The sequence below is a fragment of the Candidatus Hydrogenedentota bacterium genome, from assembly GCA_016791475.1.
Taxonomy (GTDB): Bacteria; Hydrogenedentota; Hydrogenedentia; order Hydrogenedentales; family JAEUWI01; genus JAEUWI01.
The window spans coordinates 1-24861 of record JAEUWI010000059.1; the positions used below are offsets into that span (position 1 = coordinate 1).

At 61.3% G+C, this 24861-nt stretch carries 18 protein-coding genes; 2 read left to right on the forward strand and 16 right to left on the reverse strand.

From position 1 onward, the window contains the following. Positions 1-139: 139 nt before the first annotated feature. The 7 genes from JNK74_23425 to JNK74_23455 all read right to left on the reverse strand — a co-directional run bounded on the left by JNK74_23425 (position 140) and on the right by JNK74_23455 (position 9158). The gene (locus tag JNK74_23425; protein ID MBL7649139.1) at positions 140-703 is read right to left on the reverse strand and encodes a hypothetical protein; all 564 of its coding nucleotides are present in this window, start codon (positions 701-703) and stop codon (positions 140-142) included. A 223-nt stretch (positions 704-926) separates the two neighbouring features. Then, positions 927-2837 (reverse strand): hypothetical protein, encoded by a 1911-nt coding sequence (locus tag JNK74_23430; protein ID MBL7649140.1) that lies wholly within the window; start codon positions 2835-2837, stop codon positions 927-929. A gap of 131 nt (positions 2838-2968) precedes the next feature. Continuing rightward, positions 2969-3664, reverse strand: coding sequence for a hypothetical protein (locus tag JNK74_23435; GenBank protein MBL7649141.1), 696 nt, complete (start codon positions 3662-3664; stop codon positions 2969-2971). Between the two features lie 102 nt (positions 3665-3766). Then, positions 3767-4438 (reverse strand): sigma-70 family RNA polymerase sigma factor, encoded by a 672-nt coding sequence (locus tag JNK74_23440; protein MBL7649142.1) that lies wholly within the window; start codon positions 4436-4438, stop codon positions 3767-3769. A gap of 212 nt (positions 4439-4650) precedes the next feature. Continuing rightward, positions 4651-5745, reverse strand: coding sequence for a type IV pilus twitching motility protein PilT (locus tag JNK74_23445; GenBank protein ID MBL7649143.1), 1095 nt, complete (start codon positions 5743-5745; stop codon positions 4651-4653). 347 nt (positions 5746-6092) lie between these two features. Further along, the gene (locus tag JNK74_23450) at positions 6093-8546 is read right to left on the reverse strand and encodes a hypothetical protein (GenBank protein ID MBL7649144.1); all 2454 of its coding nucleotides are present in this window, start codon (positions 8544-8546) and stop codon (positions 6093-6095) included. A gap of 105 nt (positions 8547-8651) precedes the next feature. Then, positions 8652-9158: a hypothetical protein gene (locus JNK74_23455; GenBank protein MBL7649145.1), complete on the reverse strand. Its 507-nt coding sequence runs from the start codon at positions 9156-9158 to the stop codon at positions 8652-8654. Positions 9159-9420: 262 nt separating this feature from the next. Between JNK74_23455 and JNK74_23460 the strand changes: the two genes are divergently transcribed. Further along, a complete protein-coding gene (locus tag JNK74_23460; protein MBL7649146.1) occupies positions 9421-10191 on the forward strand; it encodes a 1-acyl-sn-glycerol-3-phosphate acyltransferase in 771 nt (256 codons plus the stop codon). A 115-nt stretch (positions 10192-10306) separates the two neighbouring features. Here JNK74_23460 and JNK74_23465 read toward each other — a convergent pair whose 3' ends face one another. The 5 genes from JNK74_23465 to JNK74_23485 form a co-directional block, all read right to left on the reverse strand. Continuing rightward, entirely contained in the window at positions 10307-11437 is a 1131-nt protein-coding gene (locus JNK74_23465) for a glycosyltransferase family 4 protein (protein ID MBL7649147.1), read from the reverse strand. Further along, a complete protein-coding gene (gene smc / locus JNK74_23470) occupies positions 11434-15018 on the reverse strand; it encodes a chromosome segregation protein SMC (GenBank protein MBL7649148.1) in 3585 nt (1194 codons plus the stop codon). The genes JNK74_23465 and smc overlap by 4 nt, the downstream gene beginning before the upstream one ends. 474 nt (positions 15019-15492) lie before the next feature. After that, entirely contained in the window at positions 15493-16290 is a 798-nt protein-coding gene (locus JNK74_23475; GenBank protein ID MBL7649149.1) for a TIGR00282 family metallophosphoesterase, read from the reverse strand. 141 nt (positions 16291-16431) lie between these two features. Then, positions 16432-17994: a ribonuclease Y gene (gene rny, locus JNK74_23480; GenBank protein ID MBL7649150.1), complete on the reverse strand. Its 1563-nt coding sequence runs from the start codon at positions 17992-17994 to the stop codon at positions 16432-16434. A 317-nt stretch (positions 17995-18311) separates the two neighbouring features. Continuing rightward, positions 18312-18779 (reverse strand): hypothetical protein, encoded by a 468-nt coding sequence (locus JNK74_23485; GenBank protein MBL7649151.1) that lies wholly within the window; start codon positions 18777-18779, stop codon positions 18312-18314. A gap of 148 nt (positions 18780-18927) precedes the next feature. Between JNK74_23485 and JNK74_23490 the strand changes: the two genes are divergently transcribed. Further along, positions 18928-19215, forward strand: coding sequence for a hypothetical protein (locus JNK74_23490; protein MBL7649152.1), 288 nt, complete (start codon positions 18928-18930; stop codon positions 19213-19215). 51 nt (positions 19216-19266) lie between these two features. On the opposite strand, the gene JNK74_23495 is transcribed toward JNK74_23490, so the two are convergent. From JNK74_23495 to JNK74_23510, 4 genes are all read right to left on the reverse strand, one after another. Then, positions 19267-19650, reverse strand: a complete 384-nt coding sequence (locus JNK74_23495; GenBank protein ID MBL7649153.1) for a hypothetical protein — start codon at positions 19648-19650, stop codon at positions 19267-19269. A 45-nt stretch (positions 19651-19695) separates the two neighbouring features. Next, entirely contained in the window at positions 19696-21066 is a 1371-nt protein-coding gene (locus JNK74_23500; protein MBL7649154.1) for a sigma-54-dependent Fis family transcriptional regulator, read from the reverse strand. 92 nt (positions 21067-21158) lie between these two features. Next, the gene (locus tag JNK74_23505; GenBank protein MBL7649155.1) at positions 21159-22700 is read right to left on the reverse strand and encodes a hypothetical protein; all 1542 of its coding nucleotides are present in this window, start codon (positions 22698-22700) and stop codon (positions 21159-21161) included. 192 nt (positions 22701-22892) lie between these two features. Next, positions 22893-24653, reverse strand: a complete 1761-nt coding sequence (locus JNK74_23510) for an FHA domain-containing protein (protein ID MBL7649156.1) — start codon at positions 24651-24653, stop codon at positions 22893-22895. Between the last annotated feature and the right edge of the window lie 208 nt (positions 24654-24861).

A 24861-nucleotide genomic window follows, 5' to 3' on the forward strand; every position in this document is an offset into this window, starting at 1 on the left:
TCGCCTAACAGTTCCCACTATCAGGGCCTGTAGAGGACTTACACCTCATAAGTACGGGGCCATGCCTGGCACACAAACAGCGATGGACGCAAACATCCCGTTTGCGTCCATCGGTAATGATCTATCGGTTCGGGTTCCATTACCCGTGCAGCTTCATATCCAGCTTGCGCATGAGCTTCAGCAGTTTGTAGCTGCTGTTGGCGCACTGCGGGTTCTTCCAGCGCTCGCTGTGAAAGTACACGCAGCAGAAGTAGTAGGCCTTCTCGTAGTCCTTTTCTTTCGCGTAGTGGTGCACCAGGTATTCAAAGGCCACGGCCCAGGGTATCCCCTCGGCCACCAACTTTTCCCAGCGCGCCACCTGCTCCAGGCGATCCGGGCAATTCGCGGCCGCCTGAATGCCGTGCTGCCAGTAGGCGTCGTTCGAAATGGGCGGAAACTGAGCCCGGGCGCGCTCGTAGTTGTCGCGGCAGAACTCGAAGTAGGAGGTGCGCTGGCGGTACCAGTCCTTGGGCTGGGCCGCCACCGAGACTGGCGGCAACGCCGGGGCGGATTTCTCCGAAATGGTGATCCCGCCCCCGCAGGTGTTGCACTGGCCACTCTGGCCGATATACTGCTCGGGCACTTGTCGAACGGATTGGCAATGGGGGCAGGTAAACAGAATGTGAAACGGAAGCAGGGTTTCCTGAATCAGGGCATTGGACATGGGGTGCTCTCTTTCCAGCTTGGTGCAGACGTGACCGGCTGCAAACGCGAAGCAATTCCGATACCAACTCGACCCGATCGTACAAGGTCTTTATTCACGAGCGGTTAGGAACCATACCACCCAATGGCGATCTTTATTCGCTGGCCTACTACACCATAGTATGGCCAAGGTGGCTCATGCGTGGTCGGACTCACCGCGCCCGCCGCGAGGGGCGGACGAGATGCTAGTCAAGTACTATATCCCCATTTTTCGCAGAAAGTTCCATCTTAAACTGACCCTGCCTCGGAAATCCCCGATACTTGGCCTGATTTCGGCCCAGAATGCTCCCCTCCAGAGGTATTGCGCTGTCCACCGTGCCCTGCTCCACCGCCACGCTCAGCTCGCTGTAGGCCTTGTCGCCCAGCACCACGCTCAGGTCGCCGTCTTCCACCTTGATATCCATATCGCCCGCCATGCCATCCAGGGCAAGAACGCGGACATTCCCCAGGCTGTTTCGCACAGACACCGCGCCCCCGGGTTTGTCGATGACGGTCCCCCCCTTCACACAGGTTGCCGTGAGCGTCCCGGTCACGCGCTCAAAAAAAGAGTCTCCATAGCGCGCCGATGCTTCCACCGTGCCCGCAGCCCCGGAAACCCGAATACCCCCGTTCTTATTGGTCAGTGTGAGCGGCCCGGCGCAGTCCGCCGCGCTGACCGCGCCCGCCGTCTGCTCGATGGTGGCCTGGCCCACGCTGCCGCTCACCCGGGTGTGACCATCCTCGGCCATGACGGCAATCGGAAGATTCCGGGGATATCGTATTTTGAGGTTGATGCGATAGTCGCTGCACTCAAGCGCGGTCAGGTCGCCCGTGAGCAACGTGCGCACGGTGAGCCGGTCGGCGTCCTTCTGAACTTTCAAGGGCAGCGCATCAAGCGCGGCACGGGCTTTGGAGGGACTCGGCACCCAGGCGATTCGGGTGGCGGAGATATTCACGCCGGGATCATCGGAGGCTTCCAGCACAATGTCCCCACGGACCGCCTCGATCTGGAGGCGTGTGTAGGGCGTCACCGTGTGGTTCTCCGACACGATTTCGTCGTAGGGCTTGTCGTCGCCCTGGGGTCCGGTCGCCACGCCGCTGGGACTGCCCTCAAATTCCACCCGTATCTCGCCGATGGTCGCGCTGATGTCGATTCGCTGCTTCGCGTCCGGGCTTCCATGGCGCGCCAGGATCCGGGGGCCCTGCTCGGAGCGCGTCACCGGCAATTGGGAATCGATGGAGCCGTAAAGCGCCGTTGCGGTCAGATCGGGCTTTGCATCGCGAGGCAGCAGGAGGTGGATCGCCGTGCTGTAGCCGATCATATCGAATGAGGCCTCGGGCTGCAGGCCGCGCACCGCCACGCTTCCGCCAAAGCTGTTCACTTGAAGTCCACCGGTCACCTCGCTGAACTCGGCCTGGCTGTCGTGAAGCTGAAACTGCCCGCCCGCCTTCAGACCGGCCGCGCGCAGAGGAAAGGGGCCCCGCACCCGGGCCTTCACCGCACCCCCGATATCGCCCAGATCCACCAGGCCATGCTGGGATTCCAGCGCGACGAAGCCGCCCACGCCGCGGACGTAGGTGTCGCCGAACGCGTTGTCCACCACCACGTTGGCCCCCCGCGGCGCGGTGATATACAAATTCGCCTGCATGGACACCGCGCCCATGTCGAGGTGCCGATCAGGCAGCACCGGGCGCACCTGCACCAGATCCTCCCCGGTGGTTATTTGCACATCGATCGAGCGCGACAGTTCCTCGGCTACGCTGGCCGATTCCGCCCCGGCAATCACCTTGGCGTTGATGCGCACCACCCGCTCATCCCACGTGTCGATGTGGATCTCGCCAAATTCGTTGGAAACCGACACCAGCGGCGCGGGACCGGTTTCTTTTCGCTCGCTGACATCGCGCTCTTTGGTGAAGTCCGCGGGCTTCTCCTGATCCAGCCCCATCCCCGGGCCGAAAATGCCTTCGGCCTTTTCGCCGAAGTTACGCATGCCCTTGCCCACTTCATCGAGAAAGGACTGGGTCTTTTCCAGCAGGCCCTTTTCGGGCGCGGGCCCCTGTGCCAGTGACACGGAGCAAAAAAGTAACAGCGCGGTACAGGTGCCAAAGCGGGACATAATAGCGTTCCGGAGTCGGTGTCAAAAAAAATGAGCACAGATCGCAGATGCCCCACAAAGGGCCTTCCGGCTGTGCTTTCACGCCCGGGGGCGCGGACTGCATTTGTACTGTTCGTATGCGGGGCGAGCCCTCAGAGGCTGCCGCCCGCAACATAGAGGTTGCGCAGGTCTTTCAGATAGGTATGGAGCACGTGGGTCGCCCGGACATTGTTCGGGTTGCGCTCCAGCGCCGAAATCGCCGCCGCGATGTCATCATCGCGCGACTGGACTATGCGCATCTGCTCCTGCTCCTGGGGCGAATGGGGCGCCGCGCCGCTTTTCGACTTGATCGCCGCCGATAGCGTCTGCACTTCTTCCGCTACATCCAGCGCCGCCTGGCGGATGGCCTCGGGCGACTGGCCGCTCTCCGCCACCACGGGAACGCTCGGCTGAAACACCGGCGCCGCGTTCTTCTGCTCGGGCGCACCAACGAAGGCCGCGAAGGTCAGCCCGGCCACCACCACCATGCCCGCCGCACACGCGCAGGCCTGGGCCACTTTCCACGCGGCACGCAACGGCCCCGAACCGCGCTTCATCTCCGAGCGGGCCTGTTTGCCCGCCATCAGAATCTGCGCGGTGAACTCGCTGTCCGGCTCCAGCGCGGGCGCGGAAGCCACAAAAGCCAGCGATTCCTGTATGGCGCGCACTTCCGCCTGACAGGCCGCGCACTGGCTTAAGTGCGCTGCGAGGGTGCGGTCAATCGCGGCGCGATTGTCCACCAGATTCTCCGCATACGCCAGCAAGGCCCGCTTGCCGGGGTGGGGCCGAATTTTCGTTGCTACTTGCATTCGCCTATGTACCCTGTAACGCAATCTTCCATCCGGAGCGCCCGCCTCGGCCCCTCCCAATAAGGGCCGCGCGCCACGGCGCTCTCCCGGAACCGGAAACCATCAAATATACTCGCGATATTTCTCCAGATAGGGCCGCAGCGCCCGCTCCGCACGCACGATGCGCGATTTGATGGTCCCCACCGGGACTTCAAGCACTTCCGCGATCTCTTCGTAAGAGAGATCCTGAAAGCGACGCAATACAAAGGTCTCCCGCTGGTGCTCGGGGAGGTGGCGGAGCGCTTCATTCACCGCTTCCGACACTTCGCCCCGCTGGAACGCCGCCAGAACGTTCGCCCGCTCATCCCCCACATGATCCATGGGGTTGAAGGCTTCGTCGTCCTCGTGGTTCCACCAGCTTGAGATGCTGAAGAATTTCGGGCGCCGCTTGCGCCGCGCCCATTCCTTGGAAACAATATTCGACGCAATCGTGTAGAGATACGTGGTGAACTTTGCCGTCGGCTGGTAGCGTCCGCCATTGCGAACCAACGCCAGGAAAACCTCCTGCGTCAACTCTTCCGCGATGTGGCGGTTCTGCACCATCCGGTAAACATAGTTCAGCACGCCCTTCTGGTGGCGCCGCACCAGCACGGCATAGGCCTCTTCCGAGCCCTGGCCATGCTCCAGCATGAGCGCTTCGTCCGTCCAGGTCGCCAGCGGGCCATCGCCGCGCTCCACAATCCGCAATAACGGTTCCGCGCGTAACGGGACTACGTTTTCTAAGCCATCGGCCATAATCGTGTTTTCATCCCCGGGGTTCTGTCCCAACTGTTCTGAGGGGATATATCCTATGGGTTTGGGAAAGGTTCCAGAAAAAAATATTTTTTCCGACACGCGCACCAGTATAGCAGAGCCGGGACAAAAATCCACCTCGGATCGACCCCAAAATTAGGCTTGACCTAACCCGCAGGCCCATCTGCTCCGTCTGATCGGTCCGATTTCCCGTCCTACTTCGTCGCCTTCTTCACCGTTTTCTTCACCGGTGCGGCCTCGCCCGAACCACCCTTGAGATCCTTCGGGTTCTTCATCAGCGCCAGAGCGTCTTCTTCGGAAATCTGGCCGCCGTTGTACAGGTTCTTCACCGAGCGATCCATGGTGATCATGCCCTCGCGCGTGCTCGTCTCCACCACGCTGTACACCTGGTGGGTCTTGCCTTCGCGGATGAGGTTGGCCACCGCCGTGTTGTTCACCAGCATCTCGCAGGCGAGCACCCGGGCCGTATTGTCCAGATTCGGCAGGAGCCGCTGGGAAATGATGGAGTGGAGCGTCATGGAGAGCTGGAAACGGATCTGCTGCTGCTCATGACCGGGGAACACGTCAATAATGCGGTCCACGGTCTGAATGGCGTCGTTCGTGTGGAGCGTCGCGAAAACCAGGTGGCCCGTCTCCGCCGCCGTCAGCGCTGCCTTGATCGTCTCCAGATCGCGCATTTCACCAATCAGAATCACATCCGGATCCTGGCGCAGCACGTACTTCAAGGCCGTGGGGAAGCTGTTCGTGTCGCCGCCCACCTCGCGTTGATCCACGATGGACCGTTTGTGGGTGTGCACGTATTCGATCGGGTCTTCCACGGTGATGATGTGGCAGGCGCGGTCGTTGTTGATCAGATCGATGAGCGCCGCCTGCGTCGTCGTCTTGCCGTGGCCCGTCGGCCCCGTCACCAGCACCAGCCCCTGGCGCACATTGGCAATTTCGCGCACGGAAGCCGGCAGGCCCAGATCGTCAATACTCGGGATCTTCTCCGGAATCGGACGAAAGGCCGCCGTCACCGCGCCCTTCTGCCGATAGACGTTTACACGAAAGCGATGGCGCCGCCCCGAAGCCAGTGAAAAGTCCAGCTCCTTATGGGCCAGGAAATGCTCGCGCTGATCTTCCGTGAGAAAATCGAATATCAGCTTCTCCGTCATCTCCGGCGTCAGGGCATCCGTCCGGCTCCGAAACAACTGGCCGTGGATGCGCAGGATCGGCGGCGCCCCGGCGCTGATCAGCAGATCGGAGGCCTTTTCCTGGGCAACAAGGTCAAAAAGATCATGAATATCCATGCGGGGAACGCTCCTGCGGCTCACATTCGGTTGCGGTAACGGTGCAGGGCCATGGGGGATGCGCACAAGACTCTCCCATCCTCCTCGGCCCACTCTTCAGGACGCCATGATAGCCCACGCCATGCTCCGATGCAATTGGCGTGAAAAAACGCCCCCGGGGGGCCGAATTCCCACCCAATCGCGGCCCAGTGTCCGAAGCCCCCTGGAACGGACCGCGGACATGCTGGCGGGACCTGGGCCAATGATAGCGGGACTGCTCGCGCTCCAACCGGGGAGGCGCTCCCGTGGCTCCTGTCGAGAGCGCAACCGTAAACGCGCGCGGAGGGGGCACTCTCCGAAAGCGAGCCCTACTTCACCGTCACCGGGAAGCGGTGCTCGGTGCTCTTCACCAGGGTCTCCTTTGCCGCGATAAAGACCGCCGCCTGGGTTGCGTCGGGCTTCACTTCATCGTCGAAGGCGGTTGTAATGCGAATGACCACCTCGGTTTTCGGCGCCTTCTCCGACGGTGTGCCCTGGACCACGCCCGTGCGTTCGTCGACGCTGAGCCATTCCGGCCCGGACACTTTTTCGAAGCGCAGGCTCTCCTTTTCCCAATAGGCGTCGCCCGGCGCGTCGTAGCGGTGCTGCAGATCGCCCATGGAAGTCACCGCCTCGATCGGGTATTGGAATGCTTCGCCCACCGTGGCCTTGGTCACCGGCGTGCTGTAGACCAGCGGACGGGGCAGTTCGACATAGTCCGATGGGCAGCTTTCCACGCCGGCCTTGTCCACGGCGACCACGCGATAATAGGCCAGGTTCGCCAGGGGGCCGTCGGCCTTGCGTCCACCCACCACGAGCTTCGGGCGCTTGGTCTCCACCATCACAATGGGCGGGCCCTGGTGGAGCGCCTGAATGGCCTCGCCACCGACGCTGAAACCCTTTTCATTGCTGCCGTAGACTTTGTAGCGCACGGGCTTAATGCCTGACGGGTTCGGCGCCCAGGTCAGCGTAATCTTGTCCTCACCCTTCTGGTCCAGCGCGAGATCTTTCGGAACCGTCGGGCCGGCCCAGGTGAAGGACCAGGTCTCGCTCCAGTTGCCCCACATCCCGTTGGCCAGCCGTGGGCGCACCCGCCAGTAATAGGTCTCACCGGGGGAGAACATGCCGGCGAAAGGCACTTCGTACTTGTTCTCGGTCAGCACCACATCGTAGTTCGGTCGATAGGGGTACTTGAATTCCGGATCGCGACTGACGCGCAGCCAGTACGCGTCGCAGCCCTCCACGGCGGGCCAGGCAAAGGGCACATAGGTGGCATGGACTTCGGCGGCGACTGCCGGAGATTCGGGCGCGGCCGGGGCCGCGGGGGCCTGCACGTTGCCCGATTCCTTCCAGCGATACGTGACGCGCACCGTGCGCCCGGCGGGTGATTCATCCGAGTAGGCCACACTGTTGTCGCCCACGGACAGGCGCGGCAGGGCGATGGGGTAGGTGTACAGGTCCGTCCGCAGACGTACCGCGCGCAGTGAAGCGCCACGGGCGTTGATGCACGATACGCGCAGCCAATACGTTCGCTTCGGGTCGCCGCCGTGGATTTTCAGCGCCTCGTCCAGCGGCACCTGCACGGCCCAGCGGGGCATGGCCGTGCGGCGGTAGATCTCTTCGTAGTTCTGGCCGTCGAGGGAGAGTTCCACGCGAAATACGGCGTTGGGTGGGAAGTTCGGGCTCGCCTGGACCGCCAGGTTGCCGCCGCAGATCGTATAGGGCGAGGCAACGGGAATCGTCATGGAGGAGACCTCCGCCGCCATGAAGAAGGCGTCGCGCGCCACCTTGAAACCTTCCAGCACCACGTCCGTGCCCGAAAGGCGCGAGGGATCCGCCGGCAGCGTATAGAGCAACTCGGAGTTGCCATAAAAACGATGTTTCCGTTCCTTTTCCTGCCAGGGCGTCTTGCCCCGCCCCTCCCAGAAAAACTCGATCTGCTCGCCGGGACGCAGGCTGTAATTCATCGTGTGGCCCGTCTTCCAGTATGGGCTGCGCTCATCGTCCGCGCCAAACATGGCCGCATTGCGCGCGGGAACCTCCCATCCGGGGAATATGGGGCCGAAGGCAAGCTCGCGCCGGGCATAGTCGTGGTCCCGCGTGGCCGTGTCGCCGCTGACCGGCTTGCGATTCTCGCGATCGAGGAAGAAGGTGCTCTGGTCAATGTCCATCCACTGGAAGTCGCCATCGTGCCATACCTCGCACATCACATGGCCGTGCAGTCCGCGAACAAAGGGGTCCTGGCCACCGGCTTCGGCGTTGAAGCCCGCGAGGTGGAATAGTCCAGTACCGATGGCCCCGGAATCATCGCAAAAGCCCCCGCCATAGCAGTTCAGAAAGCGCACCGGATCGTGGTAGTCGCCTTTTTCGAAGAGGGGGGCGTCGTGGTGGCGGTTCTGCCGCAGTCCCTCCCAGATCATATAGATCTTTTCCTGGGGATCCTTCGCGCCCGCCGTGAACTCCGCCAGCATCGACTCCGCCGTCCGCCACTGACGCTTGCCGTTGGTGACAATGCGCGGGTTCACCACGGTGCTCGTGCCCGTATTCTCAAGGAGCAGCGAGACATTGTTCTGAAAGCCGACGTCCCAGGTCTCGTGCCGCCGTGTGGCCGTGTTGTCCATGTCCGCGGTACCGCCCATCGGGATCGTGTAGGTCTGATTCGCCTCGCGGATGACCTGCACATCCTTTCGCTCGCCCGAGACTTCGAAGGGCTGGGCAAGGACCGCCAGAGGAAAAGCGGTGAACGCGAACAGAAGGAGGGGTGTCGGGCGGCGATGAAACATGGGGGATACTCCTGAAAGATGGGCGTAAGACTCACGCTGGATGCGCCATACCATAGCAGGTTGGCGGGGGCGCTCGAAAGACCTGAGATTCCCGGGTCCGCAGGCTCAGGCCTGAAGATTCAACCGGGTCCCCGGCGCGGCGGATGCGTCGATGGAAGGCGCGGCGCCATTCGAGACTTCCGTAGGCGCGGTATCCTCTTCCGGTCGTTCCGCCGGCGGGCTTTCCCGCTCGAAGAAATTGCGGACGGCGGGGCTGGCCTCGGGGCGCACCCGTTCAGGCTGGCGAAACTCGACCGGCTCCGCTTCCCGTGCGGCGACCGCTTCCTCCCGCCGGGCCTGGGCCAGTCGCGCCCGCTCTCGAAGCTCTTCCACCGTGGGTACAAGCTGCTCGGCGGCGCGGAGGTTGGCATCGAGGGTCTTGAGCGCGGCACCGGATGGAGAAAGGGTGCCTTCACCAAATCCCGCGCGGACGGCGGGTGCTTCTTTGTCCCGCACGAGCTGACCCGGCTTCTCGGCACTCTGATTGGATGCGGCACTGCGAACCGACCGGGAGACCCCAGCCGATGCCAGCGGTAGTACCGCTTGCGATGTCGCTCCAATGTTGAGTGCCACGGTTTTCTATGCCTCGGATTGACGCTTTATGGCGCGATCGCCGGGGCGGGAAGTGCCTAAGCTACTGCGCCACCTTAATTTTCCCACAGTCGGGTGGGTGTGTCAAGGCTAAGAATGGGACCGATAGCGCCGATACGACGGATGATGAGAAGCATATCGCTCCTTTTCCCGCTTGTCGCCGCCGCGCGCCGCCGTGCTATCATCTCCCCGGCGGTGCCGTGATCGGGTGGCCCGCGCGATCCGAGGATACCTGGCCCACACGATGGAAACCCTTCTCCAATCCCTGCGCAGCGGCGTGCGCTTTCCGCTCGTACTGTTGTGGACCGCCGCCATCTGGAGTGTGCGTCTGGCCTTCTGGCCCATCGGATGGTGGTCTGAGGCGCTGGACCGTCGAGGGCGCCGCTGGATCATGCGGGTCTGGGGCCAGGGCTTCCGCCGCATCGTGGGCATGGCCCTGGAGGTGCACGGCCCCCTGCCGAAGCCGCCCTACTACCTCGTGGCCAACCACCTCGGCTACCTGGATATCTTCACCCTCGCCACCGTACTCGGATGCACCTTCGTGGCCCGGGGCGATCTGGAGCACTGGCCCGTCATCGGCTGGGTATCAAAATCGCTTCACGTGCTTTTCATCAATCGCGAGCAGCGGCAGGACGCCGTCCGGGTAAACCAGCTCATCGCACACACCCTGGCCGAGCGCGACGGCTTGGTGGTCTTTGCGGAAAGCCGCATCTCCCGCGGCCTGGCGGTGGAGCCATTCAAGTCGGCGCTGATCCAGCCCGCCATCGACAACGGCCTGCCGGTCCACTACGTCACCATCAACTACAGCACGCCCAACAACACGCCCCGACCTTCGGATGTGGTGGGCTGGTGGCGACCCGAGGGCTTTTTCTTTCACGTGCGGCGGCTGCTGAGGTATCCGGGCTTCAAGGTGACATTGCACTTCGGCGAAGGGCCAATTTCGGGCACCGATCGTAAGACTCTGGCCGCAGCCCTGCACGAGGCGGTGAAGGCGAAGTACGTACCGTTTACGTGACGGCGGATTGGGAGCGTTGGCATCCCTGTCGGCAGACCGAAGGAAGTCACTCCAGACGAACAATCGGTATCAGAAAAGGTGGCACACCATGGTCGTCGTTGCAGACTCAAAAAGCCTATGCTCGCCCCAGAATCCGTTCGTAGATCCCCTTAACCTGCTCCGCCTGTGGCCCCAGGGCGTAGCGCGTCTCCGCGAGCCTTCGGGCACCCCCCGCGAGTGCGCCGCGCCGCTCCGGATCGCGCCCCAGCGACAGCAGCGCGTTCGCCAGCCCCGCCACGCTACCGTCCGTCACAATGCCCGCTTCTCCGTCGGGTACAATTTCTTTCAGCATGCCCCGATCCGCCACCACCACCGGCTTTCCCATGGCCAGGAGCTCCCGGGCCGCGCGGCAGGTGCCATCGCTGCCGGGCACGAGGTAGACCCCCACGTCCATTGCCGCGATCGCGGCGACAAAGTCATCGCCCTCAATATAGCCCGTGAAGATCACCTGCCCGTCGAGACCCAGTTTTCGTGCCGGTTCCATGGCCACTTTTTCCTGGTGGGTGCCCCGGCCGATGATCACCAGCCGCGCTTCGGGCAGGGCATCCACCACGTGTCGCATGGCCTGGAGCAAATCCTCGAAGTGGCGGTGGGTCTGCATGCGCGCGACAATGCCGATTACATAGGCGTCGGCCGTCAGGCCTAGTCTTGTGCGCGCATCGGGCAGAGAACGTTTCGGGTCGAAGCGGGTGATGTCGATCGCGCCGGGTACCACTTCGGTTCTATCGGGCGCAATGCCAAAGGCCGCAATGTCGTGGAGCCGGGCCATTTCGGAGGGCTCCAGCAGGGCCGTGGTGCGCGCGAGCATCCGCTGGCGTCGTGTATTACGCTCAAGACCGGTGCCCTCATAGCTGGAGCGCACCAGGGGGGTATTGCCGCCCTGGAGGGCACGTGCAGCGATCTCGTGATCGTTGTCCAGATGACAATGGACGATATCGAAGGGGTGCTCGGCCAGATAGCGGCGAAGCCGCCGCACGTCCTGGAAGTTGTACCAGGGATGGCGGTGCTTGCGCAGGTGAAAATCGAGGATTGGCGTCAGGCCCCGCGACCGGGCCGACTCCACCACCATATTGACGGATTTCCCCGCGTCCGGCGCGCAGGCGAACTCCGTTTCGACGCCTTCGTCGCGCAGGGCGCGGCAAAGGTTCAGGGCCGGCTCAGCCGGCCCTGTCCATTTGCAATTGCTGAAAAGGTGGAGGACTCTCATGCCGCGTCTTCGTCTTTGACATCCTCAAATTTGACGGAGACCAACTGGGACACGCCACGCTCCTGCTGCGTCACACCGAAGATGGCGCCCGCCTTGGCCATCGTCTGCTTGTTGTGCGTGATGATGATGAACTGACTCTGGTCCGTAAATTCGCCCACGAGCTCGAGGAAGCGGCCCACGTTGGCGTCGTCCAGAGGCGCGTCCACTTCGTCGAGCACGCAGAAGGGGCTCGGCTTCGCGGTGAAGATACTGAACAGCAGCGCGATGGCGGTCATGGCCTGCTCGCCGCCGGAGAGGAGCGAAATGGTCTGGGGCTTCTTTCCGGGCGGGCGCGCTTCGATCTCGATGCCGCTTTCAAGGGGATCGTCCTCGTTGAGCAGATAGACCCGGGCCTGGCCCCCGTTGAAGAGGCGGCGGAAGTAATTCTTGAAGCACTCGCTCACGGTTTTGAAGGTGTCCATGAAGAGTTCTTTGATGGTGGTATCGATACGGTCCACCACGCCCAGCAAGGTTTCGCGGGCCTTGCGCAGGTCCTCCTCCTGGGAGCAGAGGAACTGATCGCGCTTTTCCAGCGCCTCGTATTCCTCGATAGCCATGAGGTTCACCGTGCCCAGGCGCTGGATGTCCTTGCGGTGTTCCTTGATCAGGTTTTCCCGCTCTTTTTCGTCGTACTCGTCGGTGCCCACCTGCTTCTCATCGAGCGAAGCGAGGCCCAGACCGTACTCTGTCGCGATACGCTCCTGATGGTAGGCGATCCGGTCTTCGCGCTGGGTCAGCTCGAGTTCCAGGGCGTGAACTTCCTTCTGGCCTTTCGCCGTCTCGATGCGCAGCTCCTTGAGGCTTCGGGCAAGGCCGGAGGCCTCCTCGTTCAGGGCGTTGTGCTCCTTCTGCGCCTCCAGCACCTTGTCGTGGGCCTCTTCTTTGGTCTCGGAGAGGGCCTTGGCGCGCTCCAGATGATCGGCGATGCCCGCCTCCAGATCGCGGGCCTTCATCATCAGACTCTCGATCATCTTGTCGCGACGCGCGGCTTCTTCGAGGGCCTCGCTGTGTTCGCGGGCCTCGCGCAGCCGGTTGCGCTCCGCCTCTTCCAGACTCTGAGTCAAGGAGGCCAGCTTGATGCGCAGTTCGGCGAGCGCGTCGCTGCACGTCGAAAGGGCAATGCGCCGCTGAGCCGCGTCTTCCTGCGCCTGGGCGGTTTCCCGCTGGATCAGGTCGTCGTCACCCTCCATTGACGTGATGCGCTCCGCCGCCTCCTTGCGCCTGGTCTCCAGCGCCTCGCGCTGCGCCAGGAGCGCGTCGCGCTGCTCGCCCAACTGCGAGCCGGAACTGGTCAGCGTGTCAAGCTCCGTGCTCAGGCGCGCGATTTCCACGCCCGCCTTGTTCATTCGCTGGCGCAGGCTGTCTTCCTGTTCCGTCAGCGTCGCGGCTTTCTTTGAGAGTTCCTGCAGTGCCCCAGTCATCTGCTGGGCCTGCTGGACCAGAATGTTGATGCGGCCCGTGGCCTTCTGCACCGCGCCTTCGAGATCTTCGATCTCCGCGCTGCGGCCCAGCATGCCCTGGCTGTCGTTCTTCGTCTGACCGCCGGTTACCGCGCCGGAGGAAGTCACCACGTCGCCGTCCAGCGTGACGAGGCGGGGAAAGCGGCGCTCCGCGCGGGCGATGCGGATGGCGTCGTCGATGGTCTCGACGATCATCGTGTTGTACAGCAGGTACTCCAGGGCGGGCATGATGCGCGCGTCGCACTGGACGTAATTGATGGCCTTGCCGATAACGCCGTGAGAACCGCGGAGCGTGTCCGTGTCGTCCCGGTTGTTGCTGCGAATGGTGTCGAGCGGCAGGAAGGTCACGCGGCCCGCGCGGTGCTTCTTGAGGAAGGCAATGGCGGACTTTGCCGCGTCGGCGTGATCGCAGATGATGTTGTTGATGTTGCCGCCGAGGGCCGCTTCGATGGCCTTGCCGTATTCCTTGTCGGTCGAGAGCAAGTCGCCCACCGGGCCGATGATACCGTCCACTTCGGGCATTTCGTGCTGGCGGGCCTTCATGACGGCCTTAACGCCGACCGCGAAGCCTTCGTAGTTGTCGCGCAGTTCGCGCAGCGAGTTCAGGCGCGCTTCCTTGCTGCTCTTCTGCTCGCGGAGCTGCTGCCACTCTTCGTTGGCGGCCTTGAGCTCTTCGGAGATTGTCCGGTGCTTTTCCTGGGTGCCCTTGCGGTCGGTCACGGTCTCGGTGAGCTGCTTCTGGACCTCGCCCTCTTCTTTGCGCCGCTCCTGGAGCTGGGTGGAGAGATCCTCGTGGCGCGTGTTCTGCACCTTCTGGCGCCCGAAAATTCCTTCGAGCTGATCGTCGATGTTCTGCAGACTCACGCCCACCGTCTCCAGCTCGGTCTGGGTTCGGTTGCGTGTGTTGATCGTGTCCAGCGTGCGGGCGCGTGCGGATTCCACGCGCTGCTCGGCCTCGGCCACGGCGGCTTCGGCCTGCGCGTACTCCGCCTGCTTTGCCTTGAGCGCCGCCTCGGTACCCTCGATTTCCTGGGTCAGCTCCGAGGAACGACTGCCGGTCTCGCCCTGGCTGCCCTTGGCGTTCTCCGCGCGCTTGAGGAATTCTTCCTTGTCCTTCTCAGCCTGGGCGCACTGCGTCTTGGAGAATTCGATCTCCTTACGGATGAGGGCGATCTCGCTCTCGATCTTTTCCATTTCGGAATCGACCTGGTACTCGCCCTCGCGTCGGGCCATGAGCATGCGCTCCAGCTCCACCCGCTTGACCGCCAGTTCTTCCTGGCGCGCCTCCATCTTCGCCGTCTGGGTCGAGGCCTTTTCATAGGCCTTCTCCGCCACGGTGTAGCGCTCTTTCAGATCTTCGATCTGGCCGCTCAACTCGTTGTAGTGGAGCCAGGCGTTGCGGATTTCCAGGCCGCGCAGGGCTTCGGTCAGTTCGCGGTGGCGAATCGCCGCGTTCACCTGGCGCTTGAGATTGCGCATCTGGCGCTGCACTTCGGCGATGATGTCGGTGAGGCGCAAGAGGTTTTGCTCGGCGTTGTCGAGCTTGCGCATGGCCACCTTCTTGCGCGCCTTATACTTGATGATGCCCGCGGCCTCTTCAAAGAGGAAGCGGCGATCTTCCGGCTTGGAGCTCAACACGAGGCTGATCTTGCCCTGGCCGATCAATGAGTACGCATTGGTGCCGATGCCGGTGTCCATGAAAAGTTCCTGGACGTCCTTAAGGCGGCACGGAGCCTTGTTAATGAGGTATTCACTTTCGCCCGAGCGGTAGACGCGGCGGGTCACCTGCACCTCGGCGAAATCGAGGGGCAACTTGGAATCGGCGTTGTCGAAGGTCAGGGTCACCTCGGCCATGCCCATGGGTGACCGTTGCTCGCTGCCGTTGAAGATAATGTCCTGCATGTGGTTGCCGCGGAGTGCCTTGGCGCTCTGTTCACCCAGGCACCAGCGCAGCGCATCGAGAATATTACTCTTGCCGCAACCATTGGGCCCCACGATGGCCGTGGTGCCCGACTCCAGATCGATGTGGGTCTTGTCCGCGAAGGACTTGAACCCGAGCATTTCTACGCGTTTAAAGTACATTGAATCACCGTTGGTTGAACTGGGAAATTCCCAGGAAATTGCGTATGGGTCTTATGGGTCAAGATAGCTATGGGCCTTCGTTATGATACTGATTTCGTGCTCTGCCATCGTGCTTGCGATGGGGATGGGCAATACTCATTCATTGTCGATAGCGACGCTCTTCCGGCCCGAAGGGCCAGTGCAGTTTCCAGCCCAGGGCAACGCCCTGGGTAATCGAGAAACACACGTTCCGCGCCCTGAAAGGGCAGCGCAGTTTAAGCACGCGCTGTACTGCGCTGCCCTTTCAGGGCTATTACAACGAGACACCCCTATTCCCAGGGCGTTGCCCTGGGCTGGAAGCTGCATTGCCCCTTCGGGGCGCGCACCTTGTTTCTTCAATTTTCGATCTGCCGCCGACTTGTTACGAGATTGAGTCATTAGACCGTCTCGCCCGCTGAACGGCGAGTTACAAATTGCGCTCCAACAAAGCGACGCTCAATTCTTCTTCACCTTCTCGTCACGGATCAGAATCCGCTCAATCGCGCGGGCCTGGCCCGTGGCGTCGTCAATCTCGATGGCCACCGCCGACAGCAACGCTGTTCCCGTCGCCACGTCGAATTTTTCCGGCATGCCGGAAATGAACTTCTTCACCACCACATCCTTGTCCGTGCCAATGACGGAATGGATCGGGCCGCACATACCCACGTCGGTGATATAGGCGGTGCCGCCGGGCAGGATCCAGTTGTCCGCCGTCTGCACATGGGTATGGGTGCCCACCACCGCGGAGCAGCGTCCGTCGAGGTGCCAGCCCATGGCGATCTTCTCCGAGGTGGCCTCGGCGTGCATGTCCACCAGGATGGTGCGGGTTTCCTTGAGCAATTCCGGCAGCAGAGCGTCCGCCGCGCGGAAAGGGCAATCGAAAGGCTCCATGTATACCCGACCGATCAGGTTGAGCAGGCCCAGTTTGCGCCCGTCCGGCAGGGTGATGACCGTGGCGCCTTTACCGGGCAGGCCCGGGGGAAAATTGGCGGGTCGCACCAGCTCCGGAAGACCGGGCATGGCGGCGATAATGGTTTTCTTGCGCCAGGTGTGGTTGCCCATGGTGAAACCACCGATTCCGAGTCGCTTGAGTTCGTCGATGACTTCCGGGGTCGCGCCCAGGCCGCCGGCGGCATTTTCGGCGTTGGCCACGATAATATCGGGCTGCCAGAAATCGCGAATTTCGCGGATCCGCTGGGCGACAATCTGCCGCCCGGGCTTGCCGACAATATCGCCGATAAATACCAGTTTCATGTTTACGAAGTCGCCATGTTGGAAAAGTCTGGATCGAAAAGAAGGGCCCGCCCAGCGCTCACGCCCTTCGTGACTAGAGTAAAGCACGGGCGCGGCCATGCGGCGCGCGCCCGTGAGGCAGAATTTTACGTTCCGGCGCCTTTACTTCGCCATTTCCACCGCGCGGGTTTCTCGAACTACGGTAACGCGGATCTGGCCGGGATAGGTCATTTCGGTTTCCACGCGTCGGGCCACGTCGCGGGCCATAGCGGAGGCCTCGGCATCGCTCACGCGGTCTGGCTGGACCACCAGGCGCACCTCGCGGCCCGCCTGAATCGCGAAGGCCTTTTCCACGCCGTCAAACTCGTTGGCAATCTGCTCCAACTGTTCGAGGCGCTTGATGTAGTTCTGCATGGTCTCGCTGCGGGCGCCGGGACGCGACGCCGACATGGCGTCGGCCGCCTGAACCAGCACGGCGATAACCGAGTTCATGGGCATTTCGTTGTGGTGGGCGCCAATGGCGTTGCACACGGTCTCGTTCTCGCCATGACGCTTGGCTATGTCGTGACCCAGGATGGCGTGGGACCCTTCCACTTCGTGGGTCAGGGCCTTGCCCATGTCGTGGATGAGGCCGGCGCGCTTGGCTTCCTGGATATTCAGGCCGAGTTCAGCCGCCATGATACCGGAAAGGTGGCAGACCTCGATGGAGTGCTGCAAAACATTCTGGCCGTAGGATGTACGGAAGCTCAAGCGGCCCATGAGCTTGACGATTTCGGGGTGCAGACCGTGCACGTCGGCCTCGAGGCAGGCGGCCTCGCCGCGCTCTTTGATGGTCTTCGCCATTTCCTCGTTGACTTTTTCCACCATCTCCTCGATGCGGGCGGGGTGAATGCGACCGTCCTGAATCAGACGTTCCAGGGTGATGCGGGCCACCTGGCGGCGAATCGGGTCAAAGCCCGACAGGATAACGGCTTCGGGGGTGTCGTCGATGATGACATTGATACCCGTGGCGTTTTCCAGCGCGCGAATGTTGCGCCCTTCGCGGCCGATGATCCGGCCCTTCATCTCGTCGCTGGGCAGGTTGACCACGGAAACCGTCGTCTCGGCCACGTGATCCGAGGCGCAGCGTCCGATGGCTTCGCTGATGATCCAGCGGGCCTTTTTCTCGGCCTGCTCCTTCAGCTCGTCTTCCGTGCGCTTAAGCTGGAGGGCGCAGTCGCGCTTGACCTCGTTTTCGAGCGTGATAAACAGTTCACGGCGGGCCTGATCCGCCGTAAGTCCAGAGATATCTTCGAGTTTCTGGGTCTGGTCCTTGATGAGCGCGGCGACCTTCTCGAGTTCCTTTTCGAGGGCCTTTTCCCGCTTGACGAGCTCCCGTTCCTGGGTGGCGAGGGCCACGGCGTTCTTGTCGAGGACTTCGGCGCGCTTGTCGACCGCCTCTTCCTTGGTCAGGATACGCTTCTCAATGGAGGCGATTTCCTTGCGCTGCTCCCGGGCTTCCTGCTCCATTTTTGCGCGCAGGTCAATTTCGAGCTCTTTGACGCGGGTCTTGGCTTCCTTCTCCCGAGTAGCCGATTCCCGTTCCACGTCCGAAAGGAGCTGGGCCGCATCGCGGCGCGCCTTCCCCAGAAGGCTGTTGCCCCGGGCCTGCGACAAGACGACACAGGCGACGTAACCCACAATCAGGCCTCCGATTCCGCCTGAGATAACGCTTGCAATATCCATTTACATAAACCTCCGCCCTGTAAAGGGTTATACAGTATTAACAACCGGCGGAAGGTGCTATGAACAGGCAAGGATTTAGATCAGATTGTCAGTCCAGAGGGTAAATTTGGCGCTGCGTGCCTGAATGACAAGATACGACATTAAAAAATCACCGTATGAATAAATAGCCGGAAACCCAAAGGTTGGGGCCGGATATTGACCTGAATCCTTGCTTCTCACATACCTGATGCCGGAGCAGAAATATTAGTTGCCCCTCATTATAGGGTTGCGGATGGGGGAAGTCAACGCGGCGCGGGGGCTTGGGGGGCGCGGGATGGTCAGCGGACGGAAAAGCCGTTGGCGTCGAAGGTGAAGCGCATTCCGCACTCGACACAGAGGCCGACGCTGATGATGGGATGGGGAATGTCCATGAAAATGACCGGAGCGAAATCCAAATCCGGGATCCCGGGGATATTCAAGTCCACCCAAAATAGATAACGCCATTGGGGCACGCTCTCCACGCCGCTGATTGGTGCGTGATAGATCTCGTGACTTACCATGGTCACAATTTCTTGCTTCACACCAAGGTTTAGCCAAACTTGTATTTCCGACTCAGATCGAGCGTCTTCACGGGCGTGTAGCGTTGGGCAACTGCCGGGCAAAATGTGTGCTGGTGAGGCCGTGTCAACGACGGCATCGCTCCAAGTATGTACAATTTCATACGATTCAGTAGTGCGCGGAAAAGTCGCACTCAGGGGTGTTCGCCACTTTAACCGCTCAAATGTACCGAGTTTACGATGTTTCACGATTGGACTCTCCGTCCATGATACGCCCTGGAAGTGCGTTTGGCAAACGGTGCGAAAGTTTCCAAGGCTTTTGCACTCTTGATTGAGAGACTATAAAACCTTAAATCAAATGCTGGACGGCTTGGGCAGCGAGGGGTATAATAGGTGTATGAGCGCCACTCTTACCAGATCCGAGACCGAAGTCGAGGCGAACGCCGCATTCGACATTCTCCGCGACGAAGCATTTTTTGTTGCGCATGAGGCCGAGTTCATGCGGGACTATCCGGGCAAGTTCGTCGCGATTCGGGGCGAAGAGGTTTTTGGTGTTTCGGACACCCGTCGTGGGCTTATTGAGTTGGCCTATGAACGATTCGGACGAGATGTCTACTTCTTCGCCCGAAAAGTATGCCCGGAGTCGTTTTCCGCTCCTGATGATCCGGTGTTCCTGGTTTTTTAGAACAACCAGACCCGATATGTGTGCGCAAATCGCTCATTGGTTTTTTGTTCCTCACGGATACGCATCAAACGTCGCGAAGCTCAGATTGAAGCCCCGCAGCACCAGTTCCGCATCGCGCGAAACTACGAGCCGCAAATCTTTCGCAATTCCGAAGTCGTGCTGACCCGCGACCCCGTGGAGCTTCATCCAGATAAACTCCGGCAGGGGTTGGTTCGGGTAAAGGTCGCGGTAGTTGTCCGATGGCGATACCGTCATTTCGTGAAAGGTGACTCCGGTCAGTTTCGAGGCTTCTATCGCAACTCGCACGCGGGGAACCACGAAGAAACAAGGGAATTCCTCCAGCACTTCGCCGGACGGCCAGTAGTCTAACTCGATTTCCAATTCGTGCACGATCGGTGGATGGACGGATGTGTCCAGACGAGTTCTTCCAACCATGCTACTCGCCACTTCTGGTTCAATGCAGGAAAACCCTGGCACGCCTCACCCCTCCAGCCCGTATTCCTTCATCTTCCGCCACAGGGTTGAGCGTGAGATTCCCAGCAGCTTGGCGGCTTTGGTCTGATTGCCTTTGAGCGACTCCAGCGTGGTCTGGATGTGGTTCTTTTCCAGTTCCACCAGGGTCATGACGCTGCGCTCAGCCTGGTGGGCGATGCGCAGGCGGGGCTTGATGCCGAACTGGACCTGGTCGGGCAGGTCGACCGCGTGGATGTGGGGGCCGTCGGCCATGATGACGGCGTGGGCGATGATGGTCTCCAGTTCGCGCACGTTGCCGGGGAATTCGTAGTGGGCCAGCAGACTTTTGGTTTGGTCGTCGAGCCCGGAGACCTGTTTGCCATAGCGGCTGTTGGCGAGCTTGATGAAATGCTGGATCAGGCTGGGCAGGGCTTCCATGCGTTCGCGCAAGGGGGGAATGCGAATCTGCACCACGTTAAGCCGGAAGTAAAGATCCTCGCGGAAGCGATTCTCCTCCACGGCGGTTACCAGGTCGCGATTCGTCGCCGCAATGATGCGGACGTTGACGCGCGTTGACGTGCTTGCGCCCACGCGGCGGATCTCGCCGTTCTGCAATACGCGCAAGAGCTTGGCCTGGGTAATGGGGGCCATGTCGCCGATTTCGTCCAGGAAAATGGTGCCGCCGTTGGCTTCCTCGAAGAGGCCGACTTTGTCTTGATTCGCCCCGGTGAAGGCGCCCTTCACGTGGCCAAACATCTCACTTTCGAGCAGGGCCTCGGGCAACGCCGCGCAGTTGATCGCGACAAAGGGCTTGTCCTTTCGCGCACTCAGGCGGTGGACCGCGTTGGCCAACACCTCTTTGCCCGTGCCGCTCTCGCCGAGAAGGAGGACGGTGCCGTCGGTGGGCGCGACCTTCTGCAGCAGCCGGATGACCCGCTGCATGGCCGGGCTGTTGCCCGCGAGTTCCTCCACCATCCCCTGCTCATAGCGGTCCGCCGTGGTGGCCAGCGCGTGGACCTGCCGCGCCTTGGTCACCACCAGCGCCACATCGGAAGGCGGGCTGGACTTGGGCAGATAGAAAAAAGCGCCCTGACGGACCCCTTCCAACGCCCGATCCATCTCGTAGATATCAAATAGCAGAATAAGCCGCGCCGCCGGATTCTGCTCGCGGATAAACGAAACCAGATCGACGTCACTGTCCTGATTCAAATCGAGATCGAGGATGATGACGTCAAAGGGATGCCTCCCCACCAGACGCAGCACCCCCGCGGCGTCATGACAACGCTCCGTCCGGGCATGCTCCGTGGACAGGAAGTGCCCCACCGTATGGCCATAGGCCACATCGGCACAGGCGATCAAAATATCCCCAAAGCGGTCCCGGAGGGGTGCGCTCTTCATTGCAACACGTGAAGCTTTCATGCCTGCCATTGTACCATAATGAAGCGAAGCCGTGAAATGAAATCTCAACGCGCACGCGATTGCAACGTTAGTCAGCCGGCGGTGTCCGTGAAACCAAAGGCGTAGAGACGGCAATCCCGCATGATAAAGCGAAGGCGGACAGGCCTTCCGGCGAGGGACGCAACATCGGAGCCCTCTCCCCAGGACACGGGCGTCCGCACTGAGTTCCCGCAAAGGAGGGTCGCCTCCGCCCGGGAGAAGCCGGAAATCGGCGCGCCGACTTCGTCCAGCAGCTCAACCTGAACACTACCACCGCCGCCCGCGTCCATGTTCAATTCAAGCCGGTTGCCGCTGAAGATCAGGGGACGCGTCGTCAATTCCCCGCCCGTGTAGTCCGCGTCCGCCGATACAAAGCCGTCCAGACGGAGGGTGGTCACAGAGATACCGCTGAGGAGTCCCTGGGCCGCCGGATCGACAAAGCCATCGTGGTCCTTGTTGGTGCCCGCATAGTAGATCCAGATTTCATCGCCCATGGGGATCGGGTTGGGAATGGCCCACACCATCTTCGAGTCGAAGGCGCCCGAGAGGCCCGGTGCCAGAAAGGGGCGTCGCCCGCCCACCCGCTCAAAGTGGATGCCGTCACGACTCGCGTTCAGGCGCACATCGATCGTGGCCGGGCCGAGATTCTCGCCACTTTTTGGATTCTCCACATCCTTCACGCCCCAGCGCTGGCCCTCGGGGCGACGCTTGAAATGCCAGAAGGGTTGGCTGAGCATCAGATAGAGCCCCTCTTCGTCGGGATAGCGAAACACCGCGCCGCCGTAATAGTCCACCGGCGGCTTGGGCGTGGGAGAAGCGTAGGTGGCATCATCCACAGCATCCGCCTGGAGCACCAGGGTTTCGTTCTCCCACTTCGTCAAGTCGTCCGACTCCAGACGCCGGATGATCCGCGAGCGGGAAGGTGTGCCAGGGTTGGGATTGCGCCGGGTATAGAGCACATAGCGCCCAACCTGCCGATCCCAGAAGGCGATGCTCTGTGTATCGCAGTCGCCAATGTTCTCATGCATCCATTGCGTCCAGTGGATGCCGTCGTGTGAGGTGTAGGAATAAAGCTGTTGTGCCGTGGGTTCGTTGTAGCCCTTGCTCTGGCTTCGGTAGCGCTGCTCGGGGGACGCGTTGGGATCGATCCACACCGCGCATCCGCCAATACGACTCGGCATCACGATGTTGTTTTCCATTGAGCCATTCAGCGGGAAGATTCCCAGCGCCGGCTTCTCAAAGTGGATGCCATCGGTGGACTCCGCATAGGCCACCTGCACCGTATCGCCAAAGCGCACGTCATACCAGAGCCGCGTCTTTCCGTTCTCCCGAAGTACGCTGCAATACAGGCCGATACTCCCGTCCGCCGCCTCTTCCCACGGCGCATCGGGTAGAAGCACCGGACCCTCGAGTCGTTTCGACGGTGTATTCATCGTAAAGGTAACGCCCGACGCGGACTCGACTACACTTTGGTCAAGAAAGAGTTGCTTTCGGTCGCCAATGTCCAACACGCCGCTCGGTTCTGCAACCACCATGCTTCGGGACGAAGCCATGACCGCAACGGTAGCCAGCAGTACTATCAGAAGTGACTTCATCGTGACCAGCGCCTCCAAGAAGGATGGGGGATCTTATTGCGCGTAATGGATACCCCGCACTGTGCCGCGCACACCGGAGCCACACCGGGCTGTCCTGTCCGGCGTGCACCCGACCACAGCGGGGAATAGACCCTGGAAAAGGATACGCGAGACTAATGGTCGCCGCGATGTTTGTACCCGTCCACGGGCACCCTACCCCCGGTCGCTGTCAGTGAGGATCTTTCGCTTGGCCTGGCTTGCCCGCTTGTTTTCGGGTACCAGATCGCCGAACCAGGCGTCGTTCTTGCGCATGATCATGACGGCGCGGTGGCACACGTCGCAGGAGACTTCGGCGCCTTCGGTGGTGGATTCGTTGAGCTGGATGAAGGTGCTGCAGAAGGGGCAGGCGATGCTGCGTTCTGAACTCTTGTGGTAGTCCTGAAGGATGCGGTCGATCTTGCCGTTGCGATAGCTTCGGATGAGGGCGTCGGCGCAGTCCGGGTCGAACTGGGTGCCTTTGTTTTCTTCAATGATCCTGATGGCCTTTTCTGGATCAAGGCCTTTGCGATAGGGGCGGTTGCTGGTGAGGGCATCGAAGGTGTCGCCCACGGCCACGGCGCGTCCCTCGATGGGGATCTCTTCGCCGGCGAGGCCATAGGGATAGCCCTTGCCGTCGTATCGCTCGTGGTGGTAGAGGCAATAGGGGATGAGGGGGACGAGGAAGTCCACGTCGCGGAGGAGCTGCGCCCCTTTCTCCGGGTGCACTTTGATCTTCTCGAATTCTTCGTCGGTAAGGCGGTCGGGCTTGCGGAGGATAGCGTCGTCTACGGCGATCTTGCCGACATCGTGGAGCACGCCGCCCATACGAACTTCTTTTAATTTTTCTTCGGGCCAACCCAGTTCTTTGGCGACTTCGATGGTAAAATTGGTTACACGCCACGTGTGGCCCACGGTGTAGTGGTCCCGCAATTCGATGGCGTTGGCGAGCACAAGGAGCGTGTCTTCGTAGGCCTTTTCCAGCATGCGGACGTACTGAGCGTTCTTGATCGCGACGCCCGCGGGCCCGGCAAGTGCCACGAGAAGTTCCAGGTCGCTGTTGACGAAGGCGTTGGTGGTGCCGCGGGTGTCCACGTAGATGACGCCGAGGCATTCCTTCTGGCAGGTGAGGGGTGCGCACATGGCGGAGGCGATATTCTGACTGATGATGCTGGCACCGGCCTCGAAACGGGAATCGTCGGCCGCGTCGTAGGTGATGATGGCTTCACCGTGCTCGTAGGCGCGATTGACGATGGACGAACTGATTTTGACTTCCGCATTCTTATCGCCGGAGCGGACAAACTCGGTGACGAGTTCGTCGCTGCCCGGAACGTGAAGGAGGATGACGCCGTTGTGGGCGGGAATGAGCTGGAAAATTTCCTGCATCACCCGCTCGAACAGCTTGTTGAGGTTGCGTTCGCTGGTAATAATCTCGTTGGCGGCGTAGACCGCCCGCAGGCGCTGCTGAATCTCGGCCAGCTTCGTATCGTTGGCGGCGGCGCCGGGACTCTGGAAAAACGTTTCGAACACGTTGGACGCTTTGGCGGTTTCAAAGTGCCCGCCCAGGGTGTTGTCGAACTTTACACCGCCGCTACTGCCCCGCTCGGCTTCGCGGGTTGCCTTGGCCTGAATTTCCTCCTGGGAGAGCGCCTCGGCCTCGAAGCGCAGTTCCTGGGTGCCCAGGCGGAGCACATCGCCATGAGACAGTTTATATTCCAGGATGCGCCGATCACCGATGAAACTGCCGTTGCCGCTGCCCAGATCCCGGACAATGGTGGCGTGTTCGTTCTGCTCGATGACGGCATGCTGCCGGGAGATCTGGAGGTCTTCCAGTTGGAGGTCATTGTCGGGGTTTCGACCAATTGACAGTTTTCGCGTTATTTCAATGGAGCGCCCCTGAAGGGGTCCCGTGAGTATGACCACCCGCTCTTTTCTCATGAATTCCCAGCTCCTGAGCGCACAGTCGCGCCGCGACGGTTCAAAAGATACCTTATCGGATTAAGTATATAGCATGATTGTGCCGATAAACCAAGTCAATAATATATGTAACTCCTAGCGGTGCTTGATGGTGCGCGATCCGGACGCGGTTTGGCCGCCCCCCGGCGGCGGTGGCCCTTCTGCGGTAATTGATTGACAGTATTGAGCG